This is a genomic window from Roseateles sp. (assembly GCF_965262435.1).
Classification (GTDB): domain Bacteria; phylum Pseudomonadota; class Gammaproteobacteria; order Burkholderiales; family Burkholderiaceae_C; genus Paucibacter_A.
Window position 1 is genome coordinate 2373163 of the sequence record NZ_OZ253537.1, and the last position, 25519, is coordinate 2398681.

Genomic DNA, 25519 nt, shown 5'->3' on the forward strand with positions numbered 1-25519 from the left:
GTTCCGACCGGTGCTAATCCACGCGCAAGCCCTGGGCGTCGAACCAATGCAGGTGGCGCGCGTCGAAACCAAAGTGCTGGCGATCGCCGGCCTGCAGTGCGGGCTGGCCCGGCAGCACGGCGCAGATCAGGTGCTCGCCACTGCGCAGCCAGAGCAAATGCTGGCTGCCCAGCGGCTCGATCAGCTCGACCTGGCCCTCGAAAGGCTGGCCGGCGCCCAGCACCACGTCCTCGGGCCGCACGCCCAAGGTCAGCGGGCCGGCGCTGGCGGCGGTCGGGCCGGCCAGCTGCAGCGCACCGGTCTGGAATTGGCCACCGCTCAGCTGACCGGCGAGGCGGTTGATCGTCGGCGAGCCGACGAAGCTGGCCACGCGCAAGGTGCGCGGCCGCTCGTAGACCTCGGCCGGTGTGCCGATCTGCTGGATCGCGCCCTCGTGCATCACAACGATGCGTGTGGCCAGGGTCATGGCCTCCACCTGGTCGTGGGTCACGTAAATCATGGTGTTGCCCAGGCGCGCATGCAGCTGCTTGAGCTCGCGGCGCAGCTCGGTGCGCAGCTTGGCGTCGAGGTTGGACAGCGGCTCGTCCAGCAGCAGCACGCTGGCCTCGCGCACCACGGCGCGGCCGATGGCCACGCGCTGGCGCTGGCCGCCGGAGAGCTGGGCCGGGCGGCGCTCCAGCAGCGTGTCCAGCTGCAGCATGGCGGCGGCGCGCTTCACCCGGGCTTCGATCTCGGGCTTGGGCAGGCCGGCCATCTTGAGCGGGAAGGCCAGGTTGTCATGCACGCTCATATGCGGGTAGAGCGCATAACTTTGAAACACCATGCCCACGCCGCGGGCGCTGGGCTCGGCCTGGCTCATGTCCTTGTCGCCGATCAGAATGCGGCCACCGCTGATGGGGTTGAGGCCGGCAATGCTGTGCAGCAGGGTCGATTTGCCGCAGCCCGAGGGGCCCAGCAGAACCAGGAACTCGCCGGACTGGACGTCGAGGTCGAGGTGGCGGATGACCTCGTGTCCGCCGAAGCGGATGTTGAGGCCTTGGATGCAGACGCGGCTCAAAACGAGACCCTTTCGGTGCGAGGGAAGGAGTGCGGCGAGGGGCCGCTGGGCATGAGGCGAGCCGAGGTCCGCGCTGGGTTTGGGGCCGAGGCCTCGGGGCTGATCAGATAGAGCGCTGGCGGCGTGTAATCGTGGTGCACGCGCTCCAGCAGCTCGAGGATGCGGGCCGCGTCGACTTCGGGTTCAGGTCCATATGAGGCCTGCTGTTCGTGGCGCTGGGGCCGGATGGCGAGAAAGTCGCAGGGGCTGGCCATGCTGCGCAGATCGCCGGGCAGCACGGTGGGCGCATCCACGCCCAAGGCTTGCAGCACATCGCCGGGGTAGCCGCGGCCGAACAGCGGGTCCAGCCACCAGCGGTTGCGCAGGCCGTCTTGGCGCAGGGCCGTGGCCAGGTCGGCGGCTCGGTGGCTGGCCGGCCGAATCGCCTGCAAGCTCAGGACGAGGCCGACCTGCGCGCCCGGGGCCGCGCTGCGCAGGGCACGCAGTGCTTCCCCATGGCTGATCAGGCGATGGTGGCTGATCTGCAAGGCGCGGTGCAGTGCTCGTGAGCCGCCACTCGACCCAGTGTTCAAGTCCAGTGATGCGTGGCCTGGGTCGTCGTGCGTGATCCAGTGCCGCACCCGGTCACCCAGCTGTTCGCCCATCAGGCGGGCGAAGTCGGCAAAGGCGCCGATGGTCGAGCGTTTCAACCAGCCACCTTGCTCCAGCAGGGCGGGCGGCAGCTGACCTTGGTGCAGGGTGGCCCAGGGCTGAAGGCCTTGCGCCAGCATGCGGTCGACCTGTCGCGAGACCTCGCCCAAGCTGGCGGCATCGGCGCGGGCACCCACGCCCTTGGGGAAGATGCGTGACCAGTCGATGTCGAAATGGCAGGCTGTGCCTTCCGGCTCCTGGCCCTGGCCGGCAGCGCGCGCGGACACGCCGCCGTGCGTGAGGACGGGCGTGAAGTCGTGGCTCAGCATGCGCAGCATGATCTGTTAGGTGCTTGTTTTTCGTCGCGAGCGGCCGTCAGGCTAGGCGGACGGAGCGCAGGAACCGGAACGTACTGTGATGTACGTGAGGATTCCGGAGCGAGGGCCAACGACGCATGGCGGCCGCGCAGTAGAAAAACGTTCACGCTTCAGTCCTCTTTGTAGATGCGTACCCAGTCGACCTGCATCTCGGCCGGGAAGGGCGTGCTGGCATCGGGGTTGCCGGGCCAGTCGCCGCCGACGGCGAGATTGAGGATGACGAAGAAGGCGCGCTCGAACACCCAAGGCGCGCCGGCGGGCAGGCCGGCGGGCGTGAGGCGGTGGTACTCGACGCCGTCAATCAGCCAGACCAGCTCTTGCGGGCGTTTGATCAGGGTGAAGACATGGAAATCCTGGGAAATCGGCTGCGCGGCGCTGTACTTCTTGCCAATGCCCTGGGCGCCGGAGTAACCGGGACCATGGACGGTGCCGTAGACGTTGTTGGGCTCCTTGCCGATGTTCTCCAGCACATCGATTTCGCCGGCTGCGGGCCAGGGCAGCTTGTCCTCGCCCAGGGTCCAGAAGGCCGGCCAGATGCCGGGGCCGCCGGGAATCTTGATGCGCGCTTCCAGCTTGCCGTAGCTGAAGCTGACCTTGCCGTCGCTGCGCAGGCGGCCCGAGCTGTACTCGCAGGGCTTGTCGTTCCAGCAGGGGCCGGCGTTGGCTTGCTTCTCGGCCCGCAGCAGCAGATGGCCTTGGCCGTCGAGTGCGGCGTTGCGGGCGGCGGCGGTGTAGTACTGCAGCTCGTGGTTGCCCCAGCCATTGCTTTCCTTGTTGCCGAGGTCGTAGTTCCAATGCTTGGCATTGGGCAGGGTGCCGGCGGCGCCTTCGAACTCATCGGACCAGACCAGGGTCCAGCGGTTTGACGGCGCTGGAGCGGGGGCGGGCGCCGGCGCAGGCGCAGGGGAGGGCGCGGCTGTCGCGCCACCGCCGCCGCAGGCGACCAGCAGCGAGGCCAGGGCTACCATCAGAGGCCGGGTGGGGTGCAGGGCGTGGTGCTTCATGACTTCAGCTCCTCAGCCTTGAGCGCGCCACTGGCGCAGCAGGTCTTGGTACCAGAGCGCGCTGGCCTTGAGCGTGCGCGCCTGCGTTTCGTAGTCGACATGGACGATGCCGAAGCGCTTGGAGTAGCCAAAGCCCCACTCGAAGTTGTCCATCAGGCTCCACACCATATAACCGTCCACCCGCACGCCGCGGCGGCGGGCCTCGGCGGTGGCGGCGATGTGGGTCTTCAGGTAGTCGAGCCGGTCCAGGTCTTGCACATGGCCATCGACCACGGTGCGGTCGGGGAAGGCGCCGCCGTTTTCGGTGATGTAGAGCGGCGGCATGTCGGGGTAGTCCGCGTGCATGCGGCAGAGGATGTCGGTCAGGCCTTCTGGGTAGACCTCCCAGTCCATGTCCGAAGCGGGCAGGCCGTGCTCGCGGGCGACCCAGGGCTTGCCGTCGGCGTTGACCACGTAGCGGGTGTAGTAGTTGATGCCCAGGTGGTCCATGGGCGCGCGCATGGCGGCCATGTCGCCGGCCTCGATCTTGGGGGCATCGGCGCCCAGGTCGGCCAGGGCTTCGGCCGGGTACTCGCCCTTGAACAGCGGGTCGCTGTACCAGCGGCGGCTCTTTGCATCGGCCAGGCGGGCGGCGGCGATGTCGGCCGGGTGGGCGGTGGCGGGCACGCTGGGGCCCATGTTCAGCACGATGCCGAGGTTCTTGCAGCCGCCTTCGGCGCGCATGGCTTGCATGGCCAGGCCGTGGCTGAGCAGCAGGTGGTGCGAAACCTGGGCCGCCAGCGCGCGGTCGCGCAGGCCCGGCGCGTGCACGCCTTGATCATGGCCCAGGGTGGCGGTGCACCAGGGTTCGTTGTGGGTGGACAGGGCGTAGAGCCGGTCGCCCAGATGCTTTTGCACATGGCGGGCGTAGTCGACAAAGCGGTGCACCGTGTCGCGCGCAGCCCAGCCGCCTTGCTGGTCTTGCAGGGCTTGCGGCAAGTCCCAGTGGTAGAGCGTGGCCACCGGCTTGATGCCGCGCGTCAGCAGGCCGTCGACCAGGCGCTCGTAAAAGCCCAGGCCGGCAGCGTTCCACTCACCCCGGCCCGTGGGCTGGATGCGCGGCCAGGCCAGCGAGAAGCGGTAGCAGTTGACGCCCAGCGAGGCGATCAGGTCCAGGTCCTGTTCCAGGCGATCGAAATGCTCGCAGGCGATGTCGCCATTGCTGCCGTCGGAGATGGCGCCGGGCTGGCGGCAGAAGCGGTCCCAGATGGATTCGCCGCGGCCGTCAGCGTGGGGCGCGCCCTCGATCTGGAAGCTGCTGGTGGCCACGCCGAACAGGAAGTCGGCCGGGAAGCTGGCGGGAACGTCAGCTGTGGAGGTGGGGGTGTGAGTTGCAGCGGACATTATTTGACGGCGCCAGCGGTCAGACCGGCGATCAGTTGGCGGGATGAAATGACGAAGAGGACGATCAGGGGCAGGGTCGCAATGGCCGAACCGGCCATGATGGCGCCCCACTCGGTGTTGACGGTGGCCTGCAGGCTGCGCAGGGCCAGGGGCAGGGTGTAGCTCTCGGCCTGGCGCAGCACCACCAGCGGGGCCATGAAGTTGTTCCAGGAGGCGATGAAGGTGATCAGGCCCAGGGTGCCCAGGGCCGGGCGCAGCAGGGGCAGGGCGATGCGCCAGTAGATGCCGAACTCGCTGCAGCCATCCATGCGCGCGGCCTTGAGCAACTCCATCGGCACCGAGGCGGCCGCGAACTGCCGCACCAGGTAGATGCCGAAGGCGCCGGCCGCGCCGGGGATGTAGAGCGCGCGGTGGGTGTCCAGCCAGCCCAGGGCGTCCATGACCATGAAGTTGGGGATCATGGTCATGAAGGGAGGCACCAGCAGGGTGCCCATGACGAGCAGGAACAGCGGCTGCTTGAAGCGGAACTCCAGCATGGCAAAGGCATAGCCGGCCATGGAGCAGAACAGCAGGGTGAGAACCGTGGACATCAGCGCCACGTACAGGCTCCAGCCCAGATTGCGCCAGAAGGGCAGGCGGGTGGTCAGGGTCTGCAGGTTGCGGCCCAGCTCGCCGTCGAACCACAGCGGCGGCGGCACATTGAAGATGGCCGCGTTCGATTGGGTGGCGAACACAAACATGAAATAGAAGGGCGCCAGCATCAGCAAGGCACCGCCACCCACCAGCAGGTAGGCGGCCCCGCGTGAGAGGGTTTTTGTCGACAGGCGGTTCATGGCTTGCGGTCCTTGAAGGCTTTGTTGGTCAGCCAGGTCATGGTGGCCAGCAGGGCGAACAGCAGCCAGGAGATGGCGTTGGCGGCGCCGAAGTCGCTGAAGTCAAAGGCCAGGCGGTAGACGTAGATGGCCACCGTCATGGCGGCCTGGTCGGGGCCGCCGCGGCCGTTGGTGAGGATGAAGGGCTCCTCGAACAGTTGCATGCCACCGATGATGCTCAGGGTTATTCCAAACAGCATCATGGGCTTGAGCGCCGGCAGGGTGATGTAGCGGAAGCAGGACCAGGAGCCCGCGCCGTCCAGCTTGGCGGCTTGATACAGCTCGCGCGGGATGGTCTGCAGGGCGGCCAGGTAGAGCACCAGGTTGAAGCCCACATAGCGCCAGAACACCACCATGGCCACGGCTGGCTTGAGGGTCTGCGGCTGCCACAACCAGTTGATCGCCTCCATGCCAAAGGCCCACTTGAGCATGGCGTTGATCAGGCCGTAGTCGGTGGACAGCAGGGAGGTGAACATCATGGCGATGGCCACCGTCGAGGTGATGTAGGGCAGGAAGTAGGCGGCCGCGACGCTGTGGCCGTGGCGCCCGAAAGCGCGATTGATGAAGACCGCCAGCGGCAGGGCCACCAGATGCTGGGGCAGGCCCGAGAACACGGCCAGCCAGAGCGTGTTGCCCAGGGCTTTCCAGAACCAGGCGTCGCCGAGCACAAAGATGAAGTTCTCCAGGCCGGTGAAGCGCATGGCTTCCAGCCCGGCCGTGGGTTCCCAGCTCTGGAAGGCCATCCAGAGCGAGAACAGCAGGGGGAACAGGCCGAAGACTGAGAACAGCGCCAGGAAGGGGCTGAGCAGCAGATAGGGCACCCAGGCGCGGGGCAGGCGAAATGACGGACTCGTCTTGTTCATCATCGTGTGGCCCTGTGAACCAGCAAGGCCTGGGCATCGGCCAGGGCCTTGGCAATGGACTTGCCGTAGATCAGCACGTTGTCGAGCTCGCCATTGACCACCTCTTCGGCGAACTTGTTCTGCCGGTGCAGGGGGCGGGGGGGTATGCGGCGGGCCGCCTCGCGCCACAACTGGCGGGCGCGTTGGCCGCCGAGGAAGTCGACCGGTTCGTCGAAGAAGGGGTCATCCTGGGCGCTGAGCAGGGCGGGGAAGGCGTCCTGGTTCTTGAAGGCGCTGAGCTGCAGCTCGCGGCTGAGAGTTAGGTGCTGGATCAGCGACCAAGCCAGGGCTTTGCGGGCGGGGTCGGAGCGGCGCGGGATGGCGTAGTAGCTGCCGCCCCAGCCGCCGAAGCTGCCGCCGGGCAGCTGGGCCGCGCGCCACAGGCCATGGGTGTTGGGCGCCACCGACTTGGCCATCTGGCTGGCCATCCAGGCGCCCGAGAGCTCGGTCGCCAGCTTGCCGCGGCGCAGGTGTTCGCTCCAGTCATTGCGCCAGGTGTCGACGATGGCGTCCAGACCCAGGCGCCTCACCTTCTGCGCCAGCTCGAAGGCACGCTGGAACAGCGGGCTGCTGATGCTGGGCCGGCTCTGGGCGTCGAAGTAAATGCTCTGGCCGGCCGGGGTGCTGGAGAACAGCACGATGTCCTTCAGATAGCGTGCATGGGCCAGCAGGTAGGCGCCGGTGCGGGCCTTGATCTGCACGCCGGCTTGCACGTAAGCCTCCCAGCTTTCGCTCAGGTCCTTCAGGCCCAGGCCGGCGCGCTCCAGCACATCGGCGCGGTAGAACATCGAGCCCGGGCCGATGTCGGCGGGAATCGCCACCACCGCGCCTTCACGGTTGCGCGCTTGCTCAAAGGCAAAGGGTACGAAACGTTCGCGCAGGCCTTCGGCCAGATAGGGTGGGCCAGACAGGTCCTGCAGGCCGGCGCCCAGCGAGAAGCGGCCCATATACATGGTCTCCAGCGCGATCACATCGGGCAGATGGCTGGCGCTGGCCGAAGACAGGGCCGTGGTCATGGCCGTGTGGTGGTCGTCGTACTGGCGGCTGATCACCTCGACCTGCACGCCGCCATGCGCCTGGCTCCAGGCGGGCAGGGCCTGCTTGATGACCTGGTCCAGCAGCGGGAAGGCCGCCACCACCAGGCGCGGCGGTTCGCTCTGAGCCGGCGCGCTGCTGGCGAGAGGCGCGAGCGCCGCTGCAGCCAGCAACTGGCGCCGACGCGTGTCGGGGGACTTGTCTCGTGTCATTGTTTTTTGTTTGTTGACGCTTTGAAAGCGCTTTCACAATTCTGTGCCGACCGGCCCGGCGCACCAAGCCGCGTAAACCCTAGTGGGGCAAGCGCGGAGCCGGCGTTGGGCCGCGCTTGGGGCCGCCTACACTGGCCGGCCCCCGTTTCAAGGACCTTCAGTGCAAGCCAAACCCGCAGCCAAGAAAGCGCCGTCAAGCCGTGCCGAGGGCGTCGTCACCCTCGAGCAGGTGGCGGCCCGGGCCGGCGTTTCGCCCAGCACCGTGTCGCGCATCCTCAATGGCACGGCCACGGTCAGCGCGCTCAAGCGGGCCGCGGTGGACGAAGCCATCAGCAGCCTCGGCTTCCGCCCCAACCCGGTGGCGCGCGGCCTGGCGGGCGGCCGCACCATGAGCATCGGCGTGGTCACCCAGCGCATCAGCAGCCCTTTTTATGGCGAGGCACTCAGCGGCATCGAGGTAGAGCTGGAAGCGGCCGGCTATGTGCCGCTGTTCGTCAGCGGCAACTGGAACGAGGCCGATGAGCGCAAGGCCATTGAGACGCTGTTGTCACGCCGTGTGGACGGCGTCATCGTGCTGGCCGGCCGTCTGGGCAATGAGGAACTGGAGGCCTTGTCCGACAGCGTGCCCATGGTGGTGGTCGGGCGTCAGGTGACGGGCGAGCGCCTGTTCAGCTTCAGCTTTGACAACCGCGCCGGCGCCCGCCTGGCCACCGAGCATCTGATTTCGCTGGGCCATCGCCGCATTGCGCTCTTGCTCGGAGATCAAGTCCATGACGACGCCATCGACCGCCAGAACGGCTACCTGGATGCCTTGGCGGCCGCCGGCATTCCGGTCGAGCCCGAGCTGATTGTGCAGAGCGATTACACCGAGGCCGGTGGCATGTTGTCGATCAGCCGCCTGATGGAGCGCGATGTGGCCTTCAGCGCCATCTTCAGCTCCAACGACCAGATGGCGTATGGCGCCATCCTGGGCCTGTCTCGGCGCAATCTGCGTGTGCCGGACGATGTTTCCATCGTCGGTTTTGACGACCTGATCATGTCGCGCTACACCATGCCGCCGCTGAGCACGGTGCGCCATTCCGTCTATGAGACGGGCGCGCAGGCGGCCGGTGCCATGCTCAGTCTGTTGCGTGGCGAAGCGCCTGCAGTGCGGCTGGCGGCACCGGAATTGGTGTTGCGCGAATCGGTCCGCCGGGCGATTCGTTGAGGCGGCGGCGGGCTTGCGGCCGAGCCGGCGCGTGAACATGCGCTGAAACCGATTGCAGGCTGGTCAAGCTAGGGGATAGGCGTTGCGGCTAGGGGGCAACCTAGGGTGTTGCCTAATTTGAAAGCGCTTGCAAATGCGCGATTCTTGTTGGTAATGAAAGCGCTTTCAAGCGTTTCATTGGGCAGACCTTCAAAAAATACCCGGAGACAAGTTCATGAGAAATCCTCGACCCGTCATTCGTTTGTCCCGTTCGGCAAGCGCGGTGGGCCTGCTGGTGGCCAGTCTCGCCGCGCATGCGCAGCAAGCGAACAACCCTCCCGCAGACACCAACAAGGCCCAGCTCGACGCCGTTGTCGTAACCGGCATCCGTCAGAGCCTGGAGTCCTCCCTCAACCTCAAACGCAATGCACGCGGCTTGGTGGATGGCATCGTGGCCGAGGACATCGGCAAGTTCCCGGACACCAACTTGGCCGAATCGATGCAGCGCATCGCCGGCGTGTCCATCGACCGCTCGCTCGGTGAGGGGTCCAAGGTCACCGTGCGCGGGGTCGGCCCCGACTTCAATCTGGTGCTGCTGAATGGCCGCCAGATGCCCGCCTCCAGCCTTGGCAGCACCTTTGCCTCGAACTCGCGCTCCTTTGACTTCGCCAATCTGGCCTCGGAAGGCGTGGCTGCCCTGGAGGTCTACAAGACCAGCCGGGCCGACTCGCCCACCGGCGGCATCGGTGCCACCATCAACATCAAGACCGCCCGCCCGCTGGACAACAAGCAGCGCGTGGCCAGCGTCGGCGTCAAGATGGTCAGCGACGATTCCAACAAGCGTCTGCCCGACAGCCTGAACGGCAGCCAGATGACGCCCGAAGTGTCCGGCATCTACAGCGATGTCTCGGCCGATGGCCGCTTTGGCATCGCCCTGATCGGCAGCGTCCAGAAGCGCAACGGCGGCTACAACCAAGCCGCGGTGGATGCCGGCTGGCGCACCTTCAAGGGCGACGAGCAGAACTGGGGCACCATCCCGCTGCCGGGCCAGGCGGGTGCCGACAAGATCACCAACCGCCCCAAGCCGACCGACCTCTATGTCGTGCCGCAGGAGATGCGCTACAGCCTGAACTCCTTCGAGCGCACCCGCACCAACGGCCAACTGGTCTTGCAGTTCCGCCCCGTGCAGGACGTGACCACGACCCTGGATCACACCTACTCGGAAAACAAGATCCATTCCAAGCGCAGCGAGCTCTCGGCTTGGTTCAACTTCGGCCCGTCTTCGTCCAGCTGGACCAATGGTCCGATCGCCGCGCCGCTGACCTACACCGAAACCTATGACCCCAAGGCCCCGGCCGACGTGGCCATGGCTGGCAGCATCTTCGGCACCAAGAACAAGAACCAGTCGACCGGCCTGAACGTGGCCTGGAAGGCCTCGAATGCGCTGACCCTGGAGCTCGACGCCCACCACTCGACTGCCACCTCGGGCGCCGACAGCCCCTTCGGCAGCAACTCCACGCTCGGCGTGTCCATGTACAACCGCGCCAGCGCCACGGCCGACTTCTCGCAGAAGTTCCCGGTGCTGAGCATTGGCCTGGCCGGTGACCCGGCCGCCAGCCCCAGCCTGCTGCAAGTGACGGGTTCGTCCTTCCGCAACAGCTATATGCGCAACCAGATCGACCAGGCGCAGTTCAAGGGCAAGTACGTGCTGAACGAAAGCTCGGGTCTGGACTTCGGTGTCGGCATGAGCAAGGTCAAGAACCGCACCGCCTTCGCCAATGTCCAGCAAGACGATTGGGGCGGCCACAACAAGCCGAGCGATTACCCCGACAACCTGTTCCAGGCCGGCCAGTTGCAGAACTACTTTGCCCACTCCATGGGCAGCAATGGCGGCAATCTGTTCAACAACTTCTACCTGTGGGACTTCGAGGCCGTGCGCGCGGCGGCGATCAAGGCTGACGGCAGCGACAAGTGGTTCGTGCCTTCGTCCAACTTCACCGACGACCGCCGTACCCAGGAGAAGTCCACCAGTGCCTATGTGCAATACGGCAAGGACTGGGTCTGGGGTGTGCCCATGAGCGCCAATATCGGCCTGCGCTACGAGCGCACCAAGGTCGACTCCCAAGCCCTGGTGCCCATCGTCACCGGCATCAACTGGGTGTCAGCCAATGAGTTCGCCCTGGTTCGCGGCGCCTCGGACTTCACCGCGCTGTCGGGCAGCTACAAGTACCTGCTGCCCAGCATCGACTGGGAAGCTGAGCTCAGCGACAAGGTCAAGGTGCGCGCCAGCTACGGCGAAACCATCGGCCGGCCCGGCTGGGGGGCGATCCAGGGTGGCGTGACGCTGTCGGACTTCCGCGTCAACGGCGGCTCCGGCAGCCAGGGCAACCCAGGCCTGAAGCCGCTGCTGTCCAAGAACTTCGACCTCTCGGCCGAGTACTACTACGCCAAGTCGAGCTATGCCGCGCTGGGCCTGTTCCGCAAGAACATCAGCAACTTCATCGGCAGCAGCACCCTGCAGTCGACACCGGCCGGTTTGACCTCGCCGATCGGTGGCGCGCTCTACAACGAAGCCGTCAGCAAAAACTGCCCGACCAAGGACGCGATGTGCATCCGCGGTTACATCCTCAACACCTACAACGGGACCAAGGGCGTGATTCGCACCGGTTTCGATGGCAACGGCAATCCGCTGGGCACCATCGCCGGCCAGACGGGTGACCCGGTGGCCGCCTTCACCATCACGGCGCCGACCAACCAACGCAGCGACTCCATCAAGGGCATGGAGCTGAACTTGCAGCATGCCTTCGGCAAGACGGGCTTCGGCGTGGCCGCCAACTACACCTGGGTCAAATCCGGGCTGAAGTACGACAACCTCAACCTGACCGAGCAAAACGCCTTGCTGGGCATGAGCAACTCGTCCAACTTGGTGGGTTTCTACGAAGATGACAAGTACAGCGCCCGCGTGGCCTACAACTGGCGCGATGAGTTCCTGAGCAGCACCAGCGCCGATGTGTTCGGCAGTGCCGGTCCGGCTTATACCGAGGCTTATGGTCAATGGGACCTCAGCTTGGGCTATAAGTTCAGCAAGAAGCTCAGCGTGAACTTCGAGGCTCTGAACCTGAACGACGGCATCCAGCGCGTTCACGGTCGGGCCAAGGAGGAAACGCTGTACTTCACCCAGACCGGTCGCCGTTACATGCTGAGCGCCCGCTACGCCTTCTGACCCTTGGAGCTGTTCTGATGCGCCCCGTTCTGCTTGATAACGTCAACCATGCCGATCTGCGTCTGCAAACGCGGCTCGATGCCAGCTGGGGTGATGCCGCCAGCGCCGTACCCACGGTGCCTGCGGAGTTCAGGCAGATGCAGGCGCATTTCCCCATCGTGTTCCAGGAGAGCGCCGGTGGTGCGGCTCGCTTCCAGCCCGTGGCCTTGCTGGGCTTGTTTGAGTCGCACAACCAGTTCCTCGGCCCGCAGGGCTGGCAGGCCGGGCATCTGCCCTGGGCCCTGGAGCGCCAGCCTTTTCTGGTCGGGCGCGATGGGGAAGAGTGGGTGGTCCATGTCGACCTGGACAGCCCACGCCTGAGCCGCAGTGAAGGTGAGCCGCTGTTCCTGCCGCAAGGTGGTCAGTCGGCACTGCTCGAGCATCGCCTGTCCGTCTTGCAGGCATTGCATCTGGGCATGCTGGGGCTGCCCGAGTTCATCGATGCGCTCTTGCAGCACCAGCTGCTGGAGCCGATGAGCTTGGATGTGGAGCAAGCCTCCGGCCAGGTGCGGCGCTTGGCCGGCTATTTCGTGATCGATGAAGATCGCCTGGCGGCTTTGCCGGGCACGGCGGTCGCGCAACTGCACGAGCAGGGGCATTGGCTGCCGATTGCCATGGCCCTGGCGTCCTTGTCGCACCTGCCGGAGCTGATTGCTCGTGAACAGCAGCGCGAGCGCCGTGCTTGAACTGAAAGTCCAGCGCCCCGGGCATGTTCCGCCCGAGGTCTTGGCGCTGGATGTGCCTTGCGTGCTGCGCGGCCTGGTGTCGCACTGGCCGGTCGTTCAGGCGGCGGCCCAGGGCGCGGGTGCTGTGGCCGCCTGCCTGCAAAGCCATTGGCAGGGCGCCACCGTGGGCGTGTTCCAGATGGCCCCCGAGAGTGCCGGTCGGATCGCCTACACCGAGGATTTCAGCGGCTTCAACTTCGGCCGCCAGATCCTGCCTTTTGACCAGGTGCTGGCCCAGCTGCTGTCTTGGCAAGACCTGGCCCCCAGCCCCTATCTCTACATGGGCTCGACCACGGTCGAGACCTGCCTGCCCGGTTTCGCAGCCGAACACAGTCTGGCTTTGGATACGCCCGAGGCGCCTTTGGCCAGCCTCTGGATGGGCAATCGCATCACCGTGCCCGCGCACCAGGACTGGCCGTCCAACCTCGCCTGCTGTGCCGCCGGCCGCCGGCGCTTCACCCTGTTTCCGCCCGATGCGGTCGGTGATCTCTACGTCGGCCCGCTGGACCTCACGCCCGCCGGCCAGCCCATCAGCCTGGCCAACCCCTCGGCGCCCGATTTGCAGCGCTTTCCGCGCTTTGCGAATGCCCTGGCGCGCGCCCAGGTGGTCGAGTTGGAGCCCGGAGACGCGATCTACATCCCCAGCCTCTGGTGGCACCAGGTTGAGGGCCTCGATGCCCTCAATGTGTTGGTGAACTACTGGTGGCGGCGCAGCCCGTCATGGTCCGATTCGCCCAACACCGCGCTTTGGTTGGCCCTGGCCACGGTCCGTGATCTGCCGCCCGCCGAGCGGGCTGCCTGGCGCGCGCTGTTTGACCATTATGTTTTCGAGGCCGACGCGCAGACGGCGGCCCATATTCCGGCGCCGGCCCGCAGCCTGCTGGCACCATTCAACGAGGCCGGCATGCGCCGCATGCGGGCCTGGCTGCTGAAGAAGCTGAACCGCTGAGGACAGCGATTCGCAGCGGATTCAAGAAAAAAGAAAAAAAGACCAACAAGAAACGAACATCGAGACAAGAAGGAAAGGTCCTCACCATGAAGGTCCAAGCGATTCACCCCGAGACCCCCCCATCCACCAAGCCGGTGCGCCGCGTCGTCATCGCTGGCGGCGGCACCGCCGGCTGGATGGTGGCCGCCCTGATGGGCAAACTGATGGGCAAGCTGCTCGACATTCGCCTGGTCGAGTCCGAGGAGATCGGCACCGTCGGCGTTGGCGAAGCCACCATCCCGGCCCTGCACACCTACCACGAGCTGTTGGGCCTGAACGAGGCAGAGTTCATGGCCGCCACGCAGGCGACCTTCAAGCTCGGCATCAAGTTTGAAGGCTGGAAGGCGCCGGGTGAGGACTACATCCACTCCTTCGGTCTGACCGGCAAAGACCACTGGAGCGCCGGCTTCCAGCATTTCTGGCTCAAGGGCCGCGAGCGCGGTCTGGCGGCGCCCTACGGCGAGTACTGCCTGGAGCTGCGCGCCGCTGAAGAGCAGCGCTTTGCCCACCTGCCGAACAACGGCATGAACTACGCCTACCACCTGGATGCCACGCGTTATGCCCGCTTCCTGCGCGGCCTGGCCGAGGCCCATGGCGTGCGCCGCATCGAGGGCAAGATCGCCGCTGTGCTGCGCGAGCAGCCAGGCGCGGGCGATCTGACGGCCCTGCAAATGGAAGACGGAAGCCGCATCGAGGGCGACCTCTTCGTCGACTGCACCGGCTTCCGCGCCTTGCTGCTGGGCCAGACCCTGGGCGTCGGCTATGAGGACTGGACCCATTGGCTGCCCTGCGACCGCGCCGTGGCGGTGCAGACCGCGGCGGTGCGCGAGGCTCCGCCCTACACCCGCTCGATTGCGCATCCCTTCGGCTGGCAGTGGCGCATCCCCTTGCAACACCGCGTGGGCAACGGCCTGGTCTACAGCAGCCGCGAGCTGTCTGATGCCGACGCGCCCGACATGCTGCGCCGCCATGTCGAGGGCGAGCTGATCACCGAACCGCGCCTCTTGCGCTTCCAGCCGGGTCAGCGGCACGAGGTCTGGCACCGCAACTGCGTGGCCATGGGCTTGGCCAGCGGCTTCATCGAGCCGCTGGAATCCACCAGCATCCATCTGGTGCAGCGCGCGGCCATCCGGCTGATGCGCCTGTTCCCGGCCGGTGGCGTCCGCGAGGTGGATGTGCGCGAGTTCAATCAGCAGACCACGCAGGACCTGCAGCACATCCGTGACTTCATCATCCTGCACTACCACGTGACCGAGCGCGATGACTCGGCCCTGTGGCGCCATGTGCGCACCATGGCCGTGCCCGAGACCCTGCGCCACCGCATCGAGTTGTTCCGTGAGACCGCGCGTGTGTTCCGCCCGCTGGACGAGCTGTTTGCCGAAAACTCCTGGATCCAGGTCATGATGGGCCAGGGCATCACCCCCCAACATCACCACCCGGTGGCCGATCTGATGGGCGACGAAGAGCTCTCTCACTTCCTCGCCAGCATCCGCAGCCAGGTCAGCCGCCAGCTGGCCGGCCTGCCGCCGCACCAAGCCTATGTCGAGCGCCTGTGTGCGCCTTATCGCGCGGCAGCCTGAGCGTCGCGCTGTTCCCTTTTGCTTACTGACCATCTGCCATGTTGACTCCTGTTCCGAGCCTGGAAACTTTTCCCCGCCTGCTGGCCGATATCGGCGGCACCAATGCCCGCTTTGCCTGGGTCGATGCACCGGGCGCCCCGCTGCGCGCCTGCGCCAACTATCGCGGCGCCGAGCATGTGTCTCTGGCCGCAGCCGTCGAGGCCTATCTGGAAAGCCAGGCCCTGCCGCGCCCGCAAGCCCTGGCCATCGGCATTGCGTATCCCATCAGCGGTGATGAAGTGCGCATGACCAATGGCGCCTGGTCGTTTTCGATCAGCGGCCTGCAGCGCGAGCTGGGCCTCAAGCGCCTGACCGTGATCAACGACTTTGCTGCCTTGGCCTTGGGCATCCCGGATCTGAAGGCGGCCCAGCTGCATGCGCTGGGCCCGGGTGAGGCCGTGGCCGGTGCGCCGCTGGCCGTGATCGGTGCCGGCACCGGCCTCGGCGTGGCCGGCCTGATGCCGCTGCCCGGCGGCGGCTGGTGGCCGGTGTCGGGCGAGGGCGGCCATGCCACCCTGGCCGGGCTCGATGATTTCGAAGATGCTGTGATCGCCCGCCTGCGTCGCCGTTTCGGCCATGTTTCCGCCGAGCGCGCGCTCTCGGGCCCGGGTCTGGTCAATCTGTACCAAGCCTGCACCGAGCTGAACGGCCAGCCGGTCATCAGCCTGGAGCCCGCGGAAGTGCTCGGCCGCTCCGAGGCCGGCGACGCCACCGCCGCCCAGGCCATCGCCTTGTTCTGCGGCTTTCTCGGCAGCATGGCCGGCAATGTCACCCTGACCCTGGGCGCCCGCGGCGGCGTCTACATCGGCGGCGGCATCGCGCCGCGCCTGCTGAAAGAGCTGCGCAGCTCCACCTTCCGCAGCCGCTTCGAAGGCAAGGGCCGGCTCTCCGGCTTCCTCGCTCCCATTCCCTGCCACGTCATCGACGCGGCGGTGTCGCCGGCCCTGGAGGGGGCGTCGCGAGCGCTTGATCTGGGTTTGTGAGGGGCGCTCGGCACGTTTGTGGACGGCCGATCGCTTGAACCAGTGAACGGAGCAATCAGGACGGCTGAATTGCCTTTTGGTGATCGCCTTGCGCAGCGCATGTCCCGCCGCTAAGGACGTGCGTCGAATTCACACACCGCTGATGCACAAGAGAATGCGAAACGGATGGGCTTGCTGACAACGGTGGACTCGAAGGCAAGTTGATCACCGACGAAGAAGCTCGACTGTCCGTCCTTTGCCTCGACTCGAACCTTCAGGGTTTCATCCGACTTGAACGTATGGGGAAGTCGGTGCCGGCTGGGTGTCTCGCGGTTGACTGCGTTTCGTTCGAACTTGCTCGCTGTGACAGTGCCATCCCTCATCACACCCAGAGTCAAACAGGCTCGTTCGTGGCTTGAGTCATCGCCTTGCAAGCACAGGGCGATGGTTGGTGCCCAAACATCAGATGGTCGTAATTTCTGAAAGCGGACTGAGACGGTGGAAGTGTCGGCTCCGTCTTTGGGAACCCGGATGCTCGTGAGGTATTCCTGAAACTTGCCTGCAGGAGCATTGACGGTCATTCTCATGAAGTCGGGTTCGATGCCGGGCTGTCGTTGTTGTACGTCGATCAACGACGGGGATTTGTTGGTCTCGCTGAACTTGTGCGGCTCTGTGGTGGTGCTTGTGCAGGCTGCCGCTAAAGCCGCGGCAATCAGGGAGACGACCTTTGTGAGTTGCACTGATGGAGCCTCCAAGTAAAGAGAGTCGGCGAATTGCAATCGGCGGGATCGTGAAGTCACGGCCCGCTGTTGAAAGGTAGAAGCGTATACCTAGGTCGGTGAACGATTCGTTGTGAGTTTCCCGGCCCAAAGAAAAGAGCCGGCTCAAGGCCGGCTCTTTTGTTCGCGGAGCGCTCGAGTTTCGAGCGCTCAATGCTCTTTCAAGGCAGCACCACGATGCCGCCATCCCGCTCCACCAGGGCCGCCAGTTCGCCCGAGGACACCAGGGCGGTGGCGGCTTCGATGCTGGGGGCCAGGTAGTGGTCGGTGGGCATGGCCGGGCTGGTCTTGCGCACCAGGGCGTGCACTTCTTCCAGCGCGGCCGAGCTTTTCAGCGGGCGCAGGAATTCGATGCCCTGGGCGGCTGCCAGCAGCTCGATGCCGATGATGTGGCCGGTGTTGTCCAGCATATTGCCCAGGCGGCGCGCGCCGAAGGTGGCCATGGAGACATGGTCTTCCTGGTTGGCGCTGGTGGGCAGGCTGTCCACGCTGGCCGGGTGGGCCAGGCTCTTGTTCTCGCTGGCCAGGGCGGCGGCGGTGACGTGGGCGATCATGAAGCCCGAGTTCAGGCCGGCGTTCTCGGTCAGGAAGGGCGGCAGGCGCGAGACGCTGGCGTCGATCAGCATGGCGATGCGACGCTCGGCGATGGCACCGACTTCGGCAATTGCGCAGGCCAGGGCGTCGGCGGCCAGGGCCACCGGCTCGGCGTGGAAATTGCCGCCGCTGACCATATAGCTGCTGCCGTCTTCACCCGCAAACACCAGCGGGTTGTCGGTCACGGCATTGGCTTCGCGGATCAGCACATCGCGGACATAACGCGCTTGGTCCAGGCATGCGCCCATGACCTGCGGCTGGCAGCGCAGGCAGTACGGGTCTTGCACGCGCTCGTCGCCTTCCTTGTGCGACTCGCGGATGGCGCTGCCGGCCAGGATCTGGCGGTAGGCGCGGGCGGCCTCGATCTGGCCGGGCTGGCCGCGCACCTCATGGATGCGCGGGTCAAACGGGCCGTCGCTGCCGCGAGCGGCATCCAGGCTCAGGGCGCCCGAGACGAGGGCCGAGGCGTACACCTGCTCAAAACGGATCAGGCCTTCCAGCGCCAGGGCGGTGCTGGTCTGCGTGCCGTTGATCAGGGCCAGGCCTTCCTTGGCTTGCAGCACTAGAGGGGCGATGCCGTGCTTTTGCAGCTCGGGCAGGGCGGGCAGGCGCTTGCCGTCGACCAGCATTTCGCCTTCGCCCAGCAGGGCCAGGGTCATGTGCGACAGCGGGGCCAGATCGCCCGAGGCGCCGACCGAGCCCTGTGCCGGCACGTAAGGGATGAGGCCGGCATTGAAGACGTCGAGCAGGCTTTGCACCACCTCGGGGCGAACGCCCGAGTGGCCGCGGGCGAGCGAGGCGGCCTTGGTGGCCAGCATCAGTCGCACGACTTCGGGCTGCAGAGGTGCGCCGACACCGACGCAGTGCGAGCGGATCAGGTTGAACTGCAGCGTGGCCAGCTCTTCCTTGCTGATGCGCTTGGAGGCCAGCTTGCCGAAGCCGGTGTTGACGCCGTAGACGGGCGCGTCGCCGGCCGCTGCGGCCTGCACCACGGCCGCGCTGCGGCGGATGATGGCGTCGGCGCTGGCGTGCAGGCTCAGGGTGATGCCGCCGCTGCGGATCTGGCGCAGCTGGGCCAGGGTCAGCTGACCGGGGGTGATTTCGATAGATGGCATGAAGGTATCCGTTCTTGTGTTTCCAAGTAGAGCCCGAGGATCCGGCTTTGCCGGGACTGCGGGCTCGCCCCCTTGAGGGGGCTCGCGTAGCGAGTACGGGGTGGGCTCAGCTCACAGCATGGGCATGTTCAGACCGCGCTCACGAGCCGTGGTCTTGGCGATTTCGTAGCCGGCATCGGCATGGCGCATGACGCCGGTGCCGGGGTCGTTGTAGAGCACGCGTGAGAGGCGCTGGGCGGCGGCATCCGTGCCGTCGGCCACGATGACCACGCCGCTGTGCTGGCTGAAGCCCATGCCCACGCCGCCGCCGTGGTGCAGCGACACCCAGGTGGCGCCACCGGCGGTGTTCAGCAGCGCGTTCAGCAAAGGCCAGTCGGACACGGCGTCCGAGCCGTCGGCCATGCTTTCGGTTTCGCGGTTGGGGCTGGCGACCGAGCCGCTGTCCAGGTGGTCGCGGCCGATGACGATGGGGGCCTTGAGCTCACCGTTCTTCACCATCTCATTGAAGGCCAGGCCGGCGATGTGACGCTCGCCCAGGCCCAGCCAGCAGATGCGCGCCGGCAAGCCCTGGAAGGCAATGCGTTCCTTGGCCATGTCCAGCCAGCGGTGCACCTGGGCGTGGTGGGGGAAGAGTTCCTTGATCTTGGCGTCGGTCTTGTAGATGTCTTCCGGGTCGCCGGACAGTGCCACCCAGCGGAAGGGGCCGCGGCCTTCGCAGAACTGCGGGCGCACGTACGCGGGCACGAAGCCGGGGAAGTCAAAGGCGTTCTTGACGCCTTGCTCCAGCGCCACCTGGCGGATGTTGTTGCCGTAGTCCACGGTCGGGATGCCCATGGCCTGGAAGTCCAGCATGGCTTGCACGTGGACGGCGCAGCCGCGCGCGGCGGCAGCCTTGAGGTCGGCATGCTGGGTCGGGTCGGCGGCCGCAGCCTTCCATTGCTCCACGGTCCAGCCGGCCGGCAGATAGCCGTTGATCAGGTCGTGGGCGCTGGTCTGGTCGGTCACCAGATCGGGCTTGATGGCGGTACCAGCCTTGGCGCGCTTGACCAGTTCGGGCAGCACTTCGGCGGCATTGCCCAGCAGGGCGATGGAGATGGCCTTGCCTTCGGCGGTGTACTTGGCGATGCGGGCCAGGGCGTCGTCCAGGTCGGCGGCTTGCTCGTCGACATAGCGGGTCTTCAAGCGGAAGTCGATGCGCGATTGCTGGCACTCGATGTTCAGCGAGCAGGCGCCGGCAAAGGTGGCGGCCAGGGGCTGGGCGCCGCCCATGCCGCCCAGGCCAGCCGTTAGCACCCAGCGGCCGGTCAGTGAGCCGCCGTAGTGCTGGCGGCCAGCTTCGGCAAACGTCTCATACGTGCCTTGCACGATGCCTTGGGTGCCGATGTAGATCCAGCTGCCGGCCGTCATCTGGCCGTACATCATCAAACCCTTGCGATCGAGCTCGTTGAAGTGCTCCCAGTTGGCCCAGTGCGGCACCAGATTGGAGTTGGCGATCAGCACGCGCGGAGCGTCCGGGTGCGTCTTGAATACACCGACCGGCTTGCCCGACTGCACCAGCAAGGTTTCGTCGGCTTCCAATTTCTTGAGCGAGCTCAGGATGGCTTCAAAGCAGTCCCAGTTGCGGGCCGCCTTGCCGATACCGCCGTAGACCACCAGGGCGTCGGGGTTCTCGGCGACCACCGGATCCAGATTGTTCTGGATCATGCGGAAGGCGGCCTCGGTCAGCCAGCTCTTGCAGCTGAGCTGGGTGCCGGTGGGGGCGTGCACGACGCGCGGCTGAGCAGAAGTCTTGGGCGTGGTCGACGGTGAGGACATGACGGGCTCCTGTGGGGCTGCGGAATGTGGCGAACTCTAGTTGTCTATACAAGTAAAGTCAACTACGATCCGGCCATGGTCAGAAAATCGCCAGCGAGCCCGGAACCGCAGTACATCAAGGTGCAGAACCATCTGCGCGAACGCATCGCCTCGGGCCATTGGGTGGCCGGTGATCTGCTGCCCTCAGAGGCGGAACTGGTGCAGACCTTTGGCGTCAGCCGCATGACGGTGAACCGGGCCCTGCGCGAGTTGCATCAGGAAGGTCTGATCGAGCGGGTGCAAGGCGTGGGCACTTTTGTGGCCCAGCTGCACCGCATCTCTTCGACCCTGACCGTGCGCGATGTGCACGACGAGATTGCCGAGCGCGGCCACCGCCACGAGGCCGTGCTGCACCGCCTGGAGGCGCTGCGGGCCACGGCCGAGCAGGCGGCCGAGTTTGAGCTGCCGGCCGGCGCTGAGCTCTTCCACAGCGTCATCGTGCACCTGGAAAACGGTGTGGCGATCCAGTGCGAAGACCGTCTGGTCAACCCGGCCAGTGCACCCGATTACATGGGTCTGGACTTCAGCCAAACCACGCCCACCCACTACTTGTTACAAGTTGCCCCCCTCAGCGAGGCCCGCTACACCATCGAATCGACACTGCCGAGCGATTCCGAGGCTAAGCTTCTGGGCATTTCGCGGCGCGACCCCTGTCTGGTGGTCAAGCGCAGCACCCTGAGCCGCGGGCGCATCGTCACCACCGTCCGTTTGACCCACCCCGGCTCGCGTTATCTATTGCAGGGGAGCTTTCAAGCATGAGCACAATGATCGGCCGCCCGGAATTGGGCGAACATCCGCTTGGCGGGTCGGAGCGCAGCGACGGGGTGCACCAATGAGTTGGAGTGTGATCAGCGCGGAAGATTTGGCGCCGCAGCCATGGAAAAACTGCGGCGGGCAGACCCGCGAGCTGCTGGCCTGGCCGAATCCCAGCGACTGGATCGTGCGCCTGAGCGTGGCCGACATCGAGCGCGACGGGCCCTTCTCGGCCTTCGAGGGCATTCAGCGCTGGTTCGCGGTGCTGAGCGGCGCCGGTGTGCGCTTGTATGAATATGAGCTGCGCGTCGGCGATGAGCTGCTGAGCTTCGACGGCGCCCTGGCACCCGACTGCGAGCTGATCGGCGGCGCCACCCGCGATTTCAATCTGATGCACCGGCGCAGCCGCGGCCGCTTGATCGTTCAGCCAGCCGACCATCCCTTTCTGCCCGAGGCCGGCAACAGCCGCTGGCTCGGTTTGTTCACCGCCGGCGGCGGCCTGCTCAGCCACGGTGCACGCGCCATGCCGCTGCGCCCTTTGAGCCTGGCCTGGTGCGAAAGCCCGGCGCGGCAGAGCTGCATTTTTGACGGCGAAGGCGCCGCCTGGTGGATGGCCTGGAGCGAGGCCGAAAGTTTGGGCGACTGACACGAAGGAGCTTGACGCGCATGAAGACACAGCTGTGGACTGGTGGCCGTTTGGCCACACTCGTGGGTGACACCGCCTGGGGCTGGGTGGAGCAGGGCGCTTTGCTGACCCAGGGCGAGCACATCGTCTGGGCCGGCGCTGCAGCCGACCTGACGCCCGAGCTGCGCGCCGATGTGGCGCAGACCCACGATCTCGGCGGCGCGGTCGTGACGCCGGGCCTGATCGATTGCCACACCCATCTGGTCTACGGCGGCCAGCGTGCGCGCGAGTTCGAGCTGCGCCTGCAGGGTGCCAGTTATGAAGAGATTGCCAAGGCGGGAGGCGGTATCCGCTCCAGCGTGGCCGCGACGCGGCAGGCGACCGAGCATCAGCTCTATGCCCAAGCGGCTTACCGCTTGCTGAACCTGATGAAGGAGGGCGTCACGACCATCGAAGTGAAATCAGGCTATGGCTTGAGCCAGGCTTCGGAAGCCAAGATGTTGCGCGTGGCGCGACGCCTCGGCGGCCTTGGCGTCGATGTGCGCACCAGCTACCTGGGCGCCCACGCCGTGCCGGCTGAGTTCGAGGGCCGGGCGGACGACTATGTGCAGGCGGTCTGCGACTGGCTGCCCCTGTTGCAGCGTGAGGGCCTGATCGATGCGGTCGATGCCTTCTGCGAGGGCATCGGTTTCTCGCCGGCGCAGACGCGCAAGATCTTCGAGGCCGCGCGTGCCGCCGGACTGCCGGTCAAGCTCCATGCCGAGCAGCTCAGTGACCAGGGCGGCAGCCAGCTGGCGGCTGAGTTCAAGGCTTTGTCTTGCGATCACCTGGAATACCTGAGCGCCGAGGGTGTCGCCGCCATGGCCGAGGCCGGCACCGTGGCCGTGTTGCTGCCGGGCGCCTACTACTTCCTGCGCGAGACCAAGCTGCCTCCCGTGCAGGCCCTGCGCGACGCCGGCGTGCCCATCGCCATCTCCACCGATCACAACCCCGGCACCTCGCCCACTTTGTCTTTGCTGTTGATGCTGAACATGGCCTGCACCCTGTTCCGTCTGACGCCGGAAGAGGCGTTGCGCGGCGTGACCATCAACGCCGCACGCGCCCTGGGCCTGGCCGACCGCGGCCAGCTGGCCCCGGGCCAGCGCGCCGATTTCTGCCTCTGGGATGTGGAGCATCCCAATGAGCTGGCTTATTACTTTGGCCGCAACCCGCTGCGCCAAGTGGTGCGCGGTGCCAAGTTGCGCGCTTGAATGAACCCGAGACTGTTTGCACGATCATGAGTCCTGTTTTCCAGCTGCGGCAGGGCCGCACGCCTTTGCTGATCAGCATGCCCCACGTGGGCCATCTGATTCCTGATGACCAGCGCGCGCGCTACCAGCCCCGTGCCTTGGACAGCGAGGACACCGATTGGCATTTGGAGCGCCTCTATGGCGGCATCGCCGAGGAGCTCGGGGCCAGCCTGATCGTGCCGAGCTACTCGCGCTATCTGATCGACCTGAACCGCCCGCCCGAGGACACGCCCATGTACGCGGGCGCCTCCAACACCGAGCTCTGCCCGACCCGCTTCTTCACCGGCGAGCCGCTCTACTTGGCCGGCCAGGAGCCCGATGAGGCCGAGAAGCTGCGCCGCCGCCAGCTCTACTGGTTGCCTTATCACCGCGCGCTCAACGCTGAGCTGCAGCGCCTCAAGAACTTGTTCGGATACGCCTTGCTGTTCGACGCGCACAGCATCCGCTCCGAGCTGCCCTGGTTGTTCGAGGGCCGCTTGCCCGATCTGAACCTGGGCACGGTCGAGGGGCAGTCTTGCGCGCCCGAGATCACCGCCGCCCTGGGTGAAGTCCAGGCCGGCCAGAGCGCGTACACGCAGGTGGTCAATGGCCGCTTCAAGGGCGGATACATCACCCGCCACTACGGCCAGCCCGCCGAGCAGATCCATGCCGTGCAGCTGGAGATGTGCCAGCGCTGCTATATGAGCGAGCTGCCGCCCTACGCCTACGACGCCGAGCTGGCCGCGCAGGTGCAGCCTCTGATCCGCCAGTTGCTGAGTAGCTTGCTGCAGTGGCAGCCCAAGAACCCCCAGGCCTGAGCATGAACGACGACAACAAGCGAAAGTTCTGGGCGGCGCAAGCCTGGGTCGATGGGTGCTGGCAGCGCGAGGTGCTGCTGGAAGTCGGCCCCGATGGCCACTGGCTGCGCGTGCAAGCCGGCCAACCCTGTGCCGAGGGCGTCACACGCTTGGATGGTCCGGTCATCCCCAGCCTGGTCGACACCCACAGCCATGCCTTCCAGCGCGCCTTTGCCGGCCTGGCCGAACGGCGCGAGGCGGGCGACGACGATTTCTGGTCCTGGCGCGACCGCATGTACGGCCTGGCCTTGCGCGTCACGCCCGAGCAGCTGCGCGACATCGGCGCCCAGCTGTATCTGGAGCTGCTGCAGGGCGGCTACACCCAGGTCTGCGAGTTCCACTACCTGCAGCATCAGGAAGACGGCAGTGCCTACCCCGACGAGCTGGCCATGAGCTGGGCCTTGGCCGACGCGGCCGCCGAGGTGGGCCTGGGCCTGACCTTGCTGCCGGTGCTGTATGCCCATGCCGGCTTTGCCGAGCCGGCCCTGCGTCGCGACCAGCGCCGTTTCGCCACCGATGCCGCCTGGGTCTGGCGCGCCAGCGAACGCATCCGCGCCGCCGGCCGGCCGCTGCTCCATGCTGGCGTGGCCCTGCATTCCCTGCGCGCCGCCCATGCCGGCGACATCCAGGAGCTGCAGGCCCTGGTTGGCGATGCCGACATCCCGATTCACATCCACATCTCCGAGCAGCAGCAAGAGGTGCGCGACTGCCTGGCCGCCACCGGCCAGCGGCCCATGCAACTGCTCTGTAATGACTTCCTACCCGACCGGCGTTGGCATCTGGTCCATGCCACCCACAGCACGCCCGAGGAGATCGCCCAAGTGGCGGCTGCGGGCGCCTCGGTGGTGATCTGCCCCGGCACCGAGGGCAATTTGGGTGATGGCCTGTGTGATCTTTCGGGCTGGCTGGAGGCCGGCGTGCCCATCAGCATCGGCTCGGACAGCCATGTCACCCGCAACTGGGTGGAAGAGCTGCGCTGGCTGGAATATGGCCAGCGCTTGGGCTTGCAGCAGCGCAATGTGGCGGCGGACCCCGGCCGCGAGGCCAGCACGGCGGCGCGCCTGTTCGAGGCGGTGCGTGCCGGCAGCGCGGCACCGGCCGGATTCAAGCAATGGGGTCTGGAGGCCGGCGCTCGGGCCGACTTCCTGGTGCTGGACCCCTTGGCCAGCGGCGTCGCCGGTTTGCCCGATTCGGCGGTGCTGGACGGCCTGGTGTTTGCCTCCCAGGGTCAGGTCTTGCTGTCGGTCTATGTGGCCGGCCAGCGACGCCTCCACCAGGGCCGGCATGAGGCCCGCACCGAGATTGGCGCCCGCTTCTTGAAGACCATGGCGGCCCTGGCCTGAGCAGCCGCGCCCGAGCTTTCGGGCGCGCGACCTGCGGGTCGAGTATGTTGCGATTTGGTAGATTTCCCGCGCGCTTTTCTTGAGTGTGCGATTGGCGTTTCGAATATGCTCTGCGGG

The 25519-nt window shown here is 66.3% G+C and carries 21 protein-coding genes; 11 read left to right on the plus strand and 10 right to left on the minus strand.

Annotated elements, in window-relative coordinates:
* Positions 1-13 precede the first annotated feature (13 nt).
* From ACQY39_RS10230 to ACQY39_RS10260, 7 genes are all read right to left on the minus strand, one after another.
* Entirely contained in the window at positions 14-1057 is a 1044-nt protein-coding gene (locus tag ACQY39_RS10230) for an ABC transporter ATP-binding protein (protein ID WP_428505870.1), read from the minus strand.
* Positions 1054-2025, minus strand: coding sequence for a family 1 glycosylhydrolase (locus tag ACQY39_RS10235; RefSeq protein ID WP_428505873.1), 972 nt, complete (start codon positions 2023-2025; stop codon positions 1054-1056). The genes ACQY39_RS10230 and ACQY39_RS10235 overlap by 4 nt, the downstream gene beginning before the upstream one ends.
* Positions 2026-2174: 149 nt before the next feature.
* Complete coding sequence (locus tag ACQY39_RS10240) at positions 2175-3068, minus strand: glycoside hydrolase family 16 protein (protein WP_428505875.1); 894 nt, start codon at positions 3066-3068, stop codon at positions 2175-2177.
* A gap of 12 nt (positions 3069-3080) precedes the next feature.
* On the minus strand, positions 3081-4451 hold the full coding sequence (locus ACQY39_RS10245; RefSeq protein ID WP_428505877.1) for a GH1 family beta-glucosidase: 1371 nt from the start codon (positions 4449-4451) through the stop codon (positions 3081-3083).
* Positions 4451-5284: a carbohydrate ABC transporter permease gene (locus ACQY39_RS10250; RefSeq protein ID WP_428505879.1), complete on the minus strand. Its 834-nt coding sequence runs from the start codon at positions 5282-5284 to the stop codon at positions 4451-4453. Before ACQY39_RS10250 ends, ACQY39_RS10245 begins: the two co-directional genes overlap by 1 nt.
* On the minus strand, positions 5281-6189 hold the full coding sequence (locus tag ACQY39_RS10255) for a carbohydrate ABC transporter permease (RefSeq protein ID WP_428505881.1): 909 nt from the start codon (positions 6187-6189) through the stop codon (positions 5281-5283). Before ACQY39_RS10255 ends, ACQY39_RS10250 begins: the two co-directional genes overlap by 4 nt.
* Complete coding sequence (locus ACQY39_RS10260) at positions 6186-7472, minus strand: extracellular solute-binding protein (protein ID WP_428505883.1); 1287 nt, start codon at positions 7470-7472, stop codon at positions 6186-6188. The genes ACQY39_RS10255 and ACQY39_RS10260 overlap by 4 nt, the downstream gene beginning before the upstream one ends.
* A 160-nt stretch (positions 7473-7632) precedes the next feature.
* Here ACQY39_RS10260 and ACQY39_RS10265 point away from each other — a divergent pair, with 160 nt between their 5' ends.
* The 6 genes from ACQY39_RS10265 to glk all read left to right on the plus strand — a co-directional run bounded on the left by ACQY39_RS10265 (position 7633) and on the right by glk (position 16235).
* On the plus strand, positions 7633-8679 hold the full coding sequence (locus ACQY39_RS10265; protein ID WP_428505885.1) for a LacI family DNA-binding transcriptional regulator: 1047 nt from the start codon (positions 7633-7635) through the stop codon (positions 8677-8679).
* A 214-nt stretch (positions 8680-8893) separates the two neighbouring features.
* Positions 8894-11881 (plus strand): TonB-dependent receptor, encoded by a 2988-nt coding sequence (locus ACQY39_RS10270; protein ID WP_428505887.1) that lies wholly within the window; start codon positions 8894-8896, stop codon positions 11879-11881.
* Positions 11882-11898: 17 nt separating this feature from the next.
* Positions 11899-12606, plus strand: coding sequence for a SapC family protein (locus ACQY39_RS10275; RefSeq protein WP_428505889.1), 708 nt, complete (start codon positions 11899-11901; stop codon positions 12604-12606).
* A complete protein-coding gene (locus ACQY39_RS10280; protein WP_428505891.1) occupies positions 12578-13594 on the plus strand; it encodes a cupin-like domain-containing protein in 1017 nt (338 codons plus the stop codon). The genes ACQY39_RS10275 and ACQY39_RS10280 overlap by 29 nt, the downstream gene beginning before the upstream one ends.
* Before the next feature lie 86 nt (positions 13595-13680).
* Complete coding sequence (locus ACQY39_RS10285; protein WP_428505893.1) at positions 13681-15213, plus strand: tryptophan halogenase family protein; 1533 nt, start codon at positions 13681-13683, stop codon at positions 15211-15213.
* A gap of 38 nt (positions 15214-15251) precedes the next feature.
* Positions 15252-16235, plus strand: coding sequence for a glucokinase (glk, locus tag ACQY39_RS10290; RefSeq protein WP_428505895.1), 984 nt, complete (start codon positions 15252-15254; stop codon positions 16233-16235).
* 110 nt (positions 16236-16345) lie between these two features.
* Here the strand turns inward: glk and ACQY39_RS10295 are convergent, their stop codons facing one another.
* The 3 genes from ACQY39_RS10295 to hutU form a co-directional block, all read right to left on the minus strand.
* Positions 16346-16954: a hypothetical protein gene (locus ACQY39_RS10295; protein WP_428505897.1), complete on the minus strand. Its 609-nt coding sequence runs from the start codon at positions 16952-16954 to the stop codon at positions 16346-16348.
* Positions 16955-17154: 200 nt separating this feature from the next.
* Positions 17155-18702 carry a histidine ammonia-lyase gene (hutH, locus tag ACQY39_RS10300; RefSeq protein ID WP_428505899.1) on the minus strand — a complete coding sequence of 516 codons (1548 nt, stop codon included), beginning with the start codon at positions 18700-18702 and terminating at the stop codon, positions 17155-17157.
* A gap of 111 nt (positions 18703-18813) precedes the next feature.
* A complete protein-coding gene (gene hutU / locus ACQY39_RS10305; RefSeq protein WP_428505901.1) occupies positions 18814-20517 on the minus strand; it encodes a urocanate hydratase in 1704 nt (567 codons plus the stop codon).
* A 75-nt stretch (positions 20518-20592) separates the two neighbouring features.
* On the opposite strand from hutU, the gene hutC reads away from it, so the two are divergent.
* The 5 genes from hutC (at position 20593) to hutF (ending at position 25402) form a co-directional block, all read left to right on the plus strand.
* The gene (hutC, locus tag ACQY39_RS10310; RefSeq protein ID WP_428505903.1) at positions 20593-21315 is read left to right on the plus strand and encodes a histidine utilization repressor; all 723 of its coding nucleotides are present in this window, start codon (positions 20593-20595) and stop codon (positions 21313-21315) included.
* A gap of 73 nt (positions 21316-21388) precedes the next feature.
* The gene (locus tag ACQY39_RS10315; RefSeq protein WP_428505905.1) at positions 21389-21955 is read left to right on the plus strand and encodes a HutD/Ves family protein; all 567 of its coding nucleotides are present in this window, start codon (positions 21389-21391) and stop codon (positions 21953-21955) included.
* Between the two features lie 20 nt (positions 21956-21975).
* Positions 21976-23184, plus strand: a complete 1209-nt coding sequence (gene hutI, locus ACQY39_RS10320) for an imidazolonepropionase (protein ID WP_428505907.1) — start codon at positions 21976-21978, stop codon at positions 23182-23184.
* 26 nt (positions 23185-23210) lie between these two features.
* On the plus strand, positions 23211-24020 hold the full coding sequence (gene hutG / locus ACQY39_RS10325) for an N-formylglutamate deformylase (protein WP_428505909.1): 810 nt from the start codon (positions 23211-23213) through the stop codon (positions 24018-24020).
* Between the two features lie 2 nt (positions 24021-24022).
* Positions 24023-25402, plus strand: coding sequence for a formimidoylglutamate deiminase (gene hutF, locus ACQY39_RS10330; RefSeq protein ID WP_428505911.1), 1380 nt, complete (start codon positions 24023-24025; stop codon positions 25400-25402).
* Positions 25403-25519: the final 117 nt, after the last annotated feature.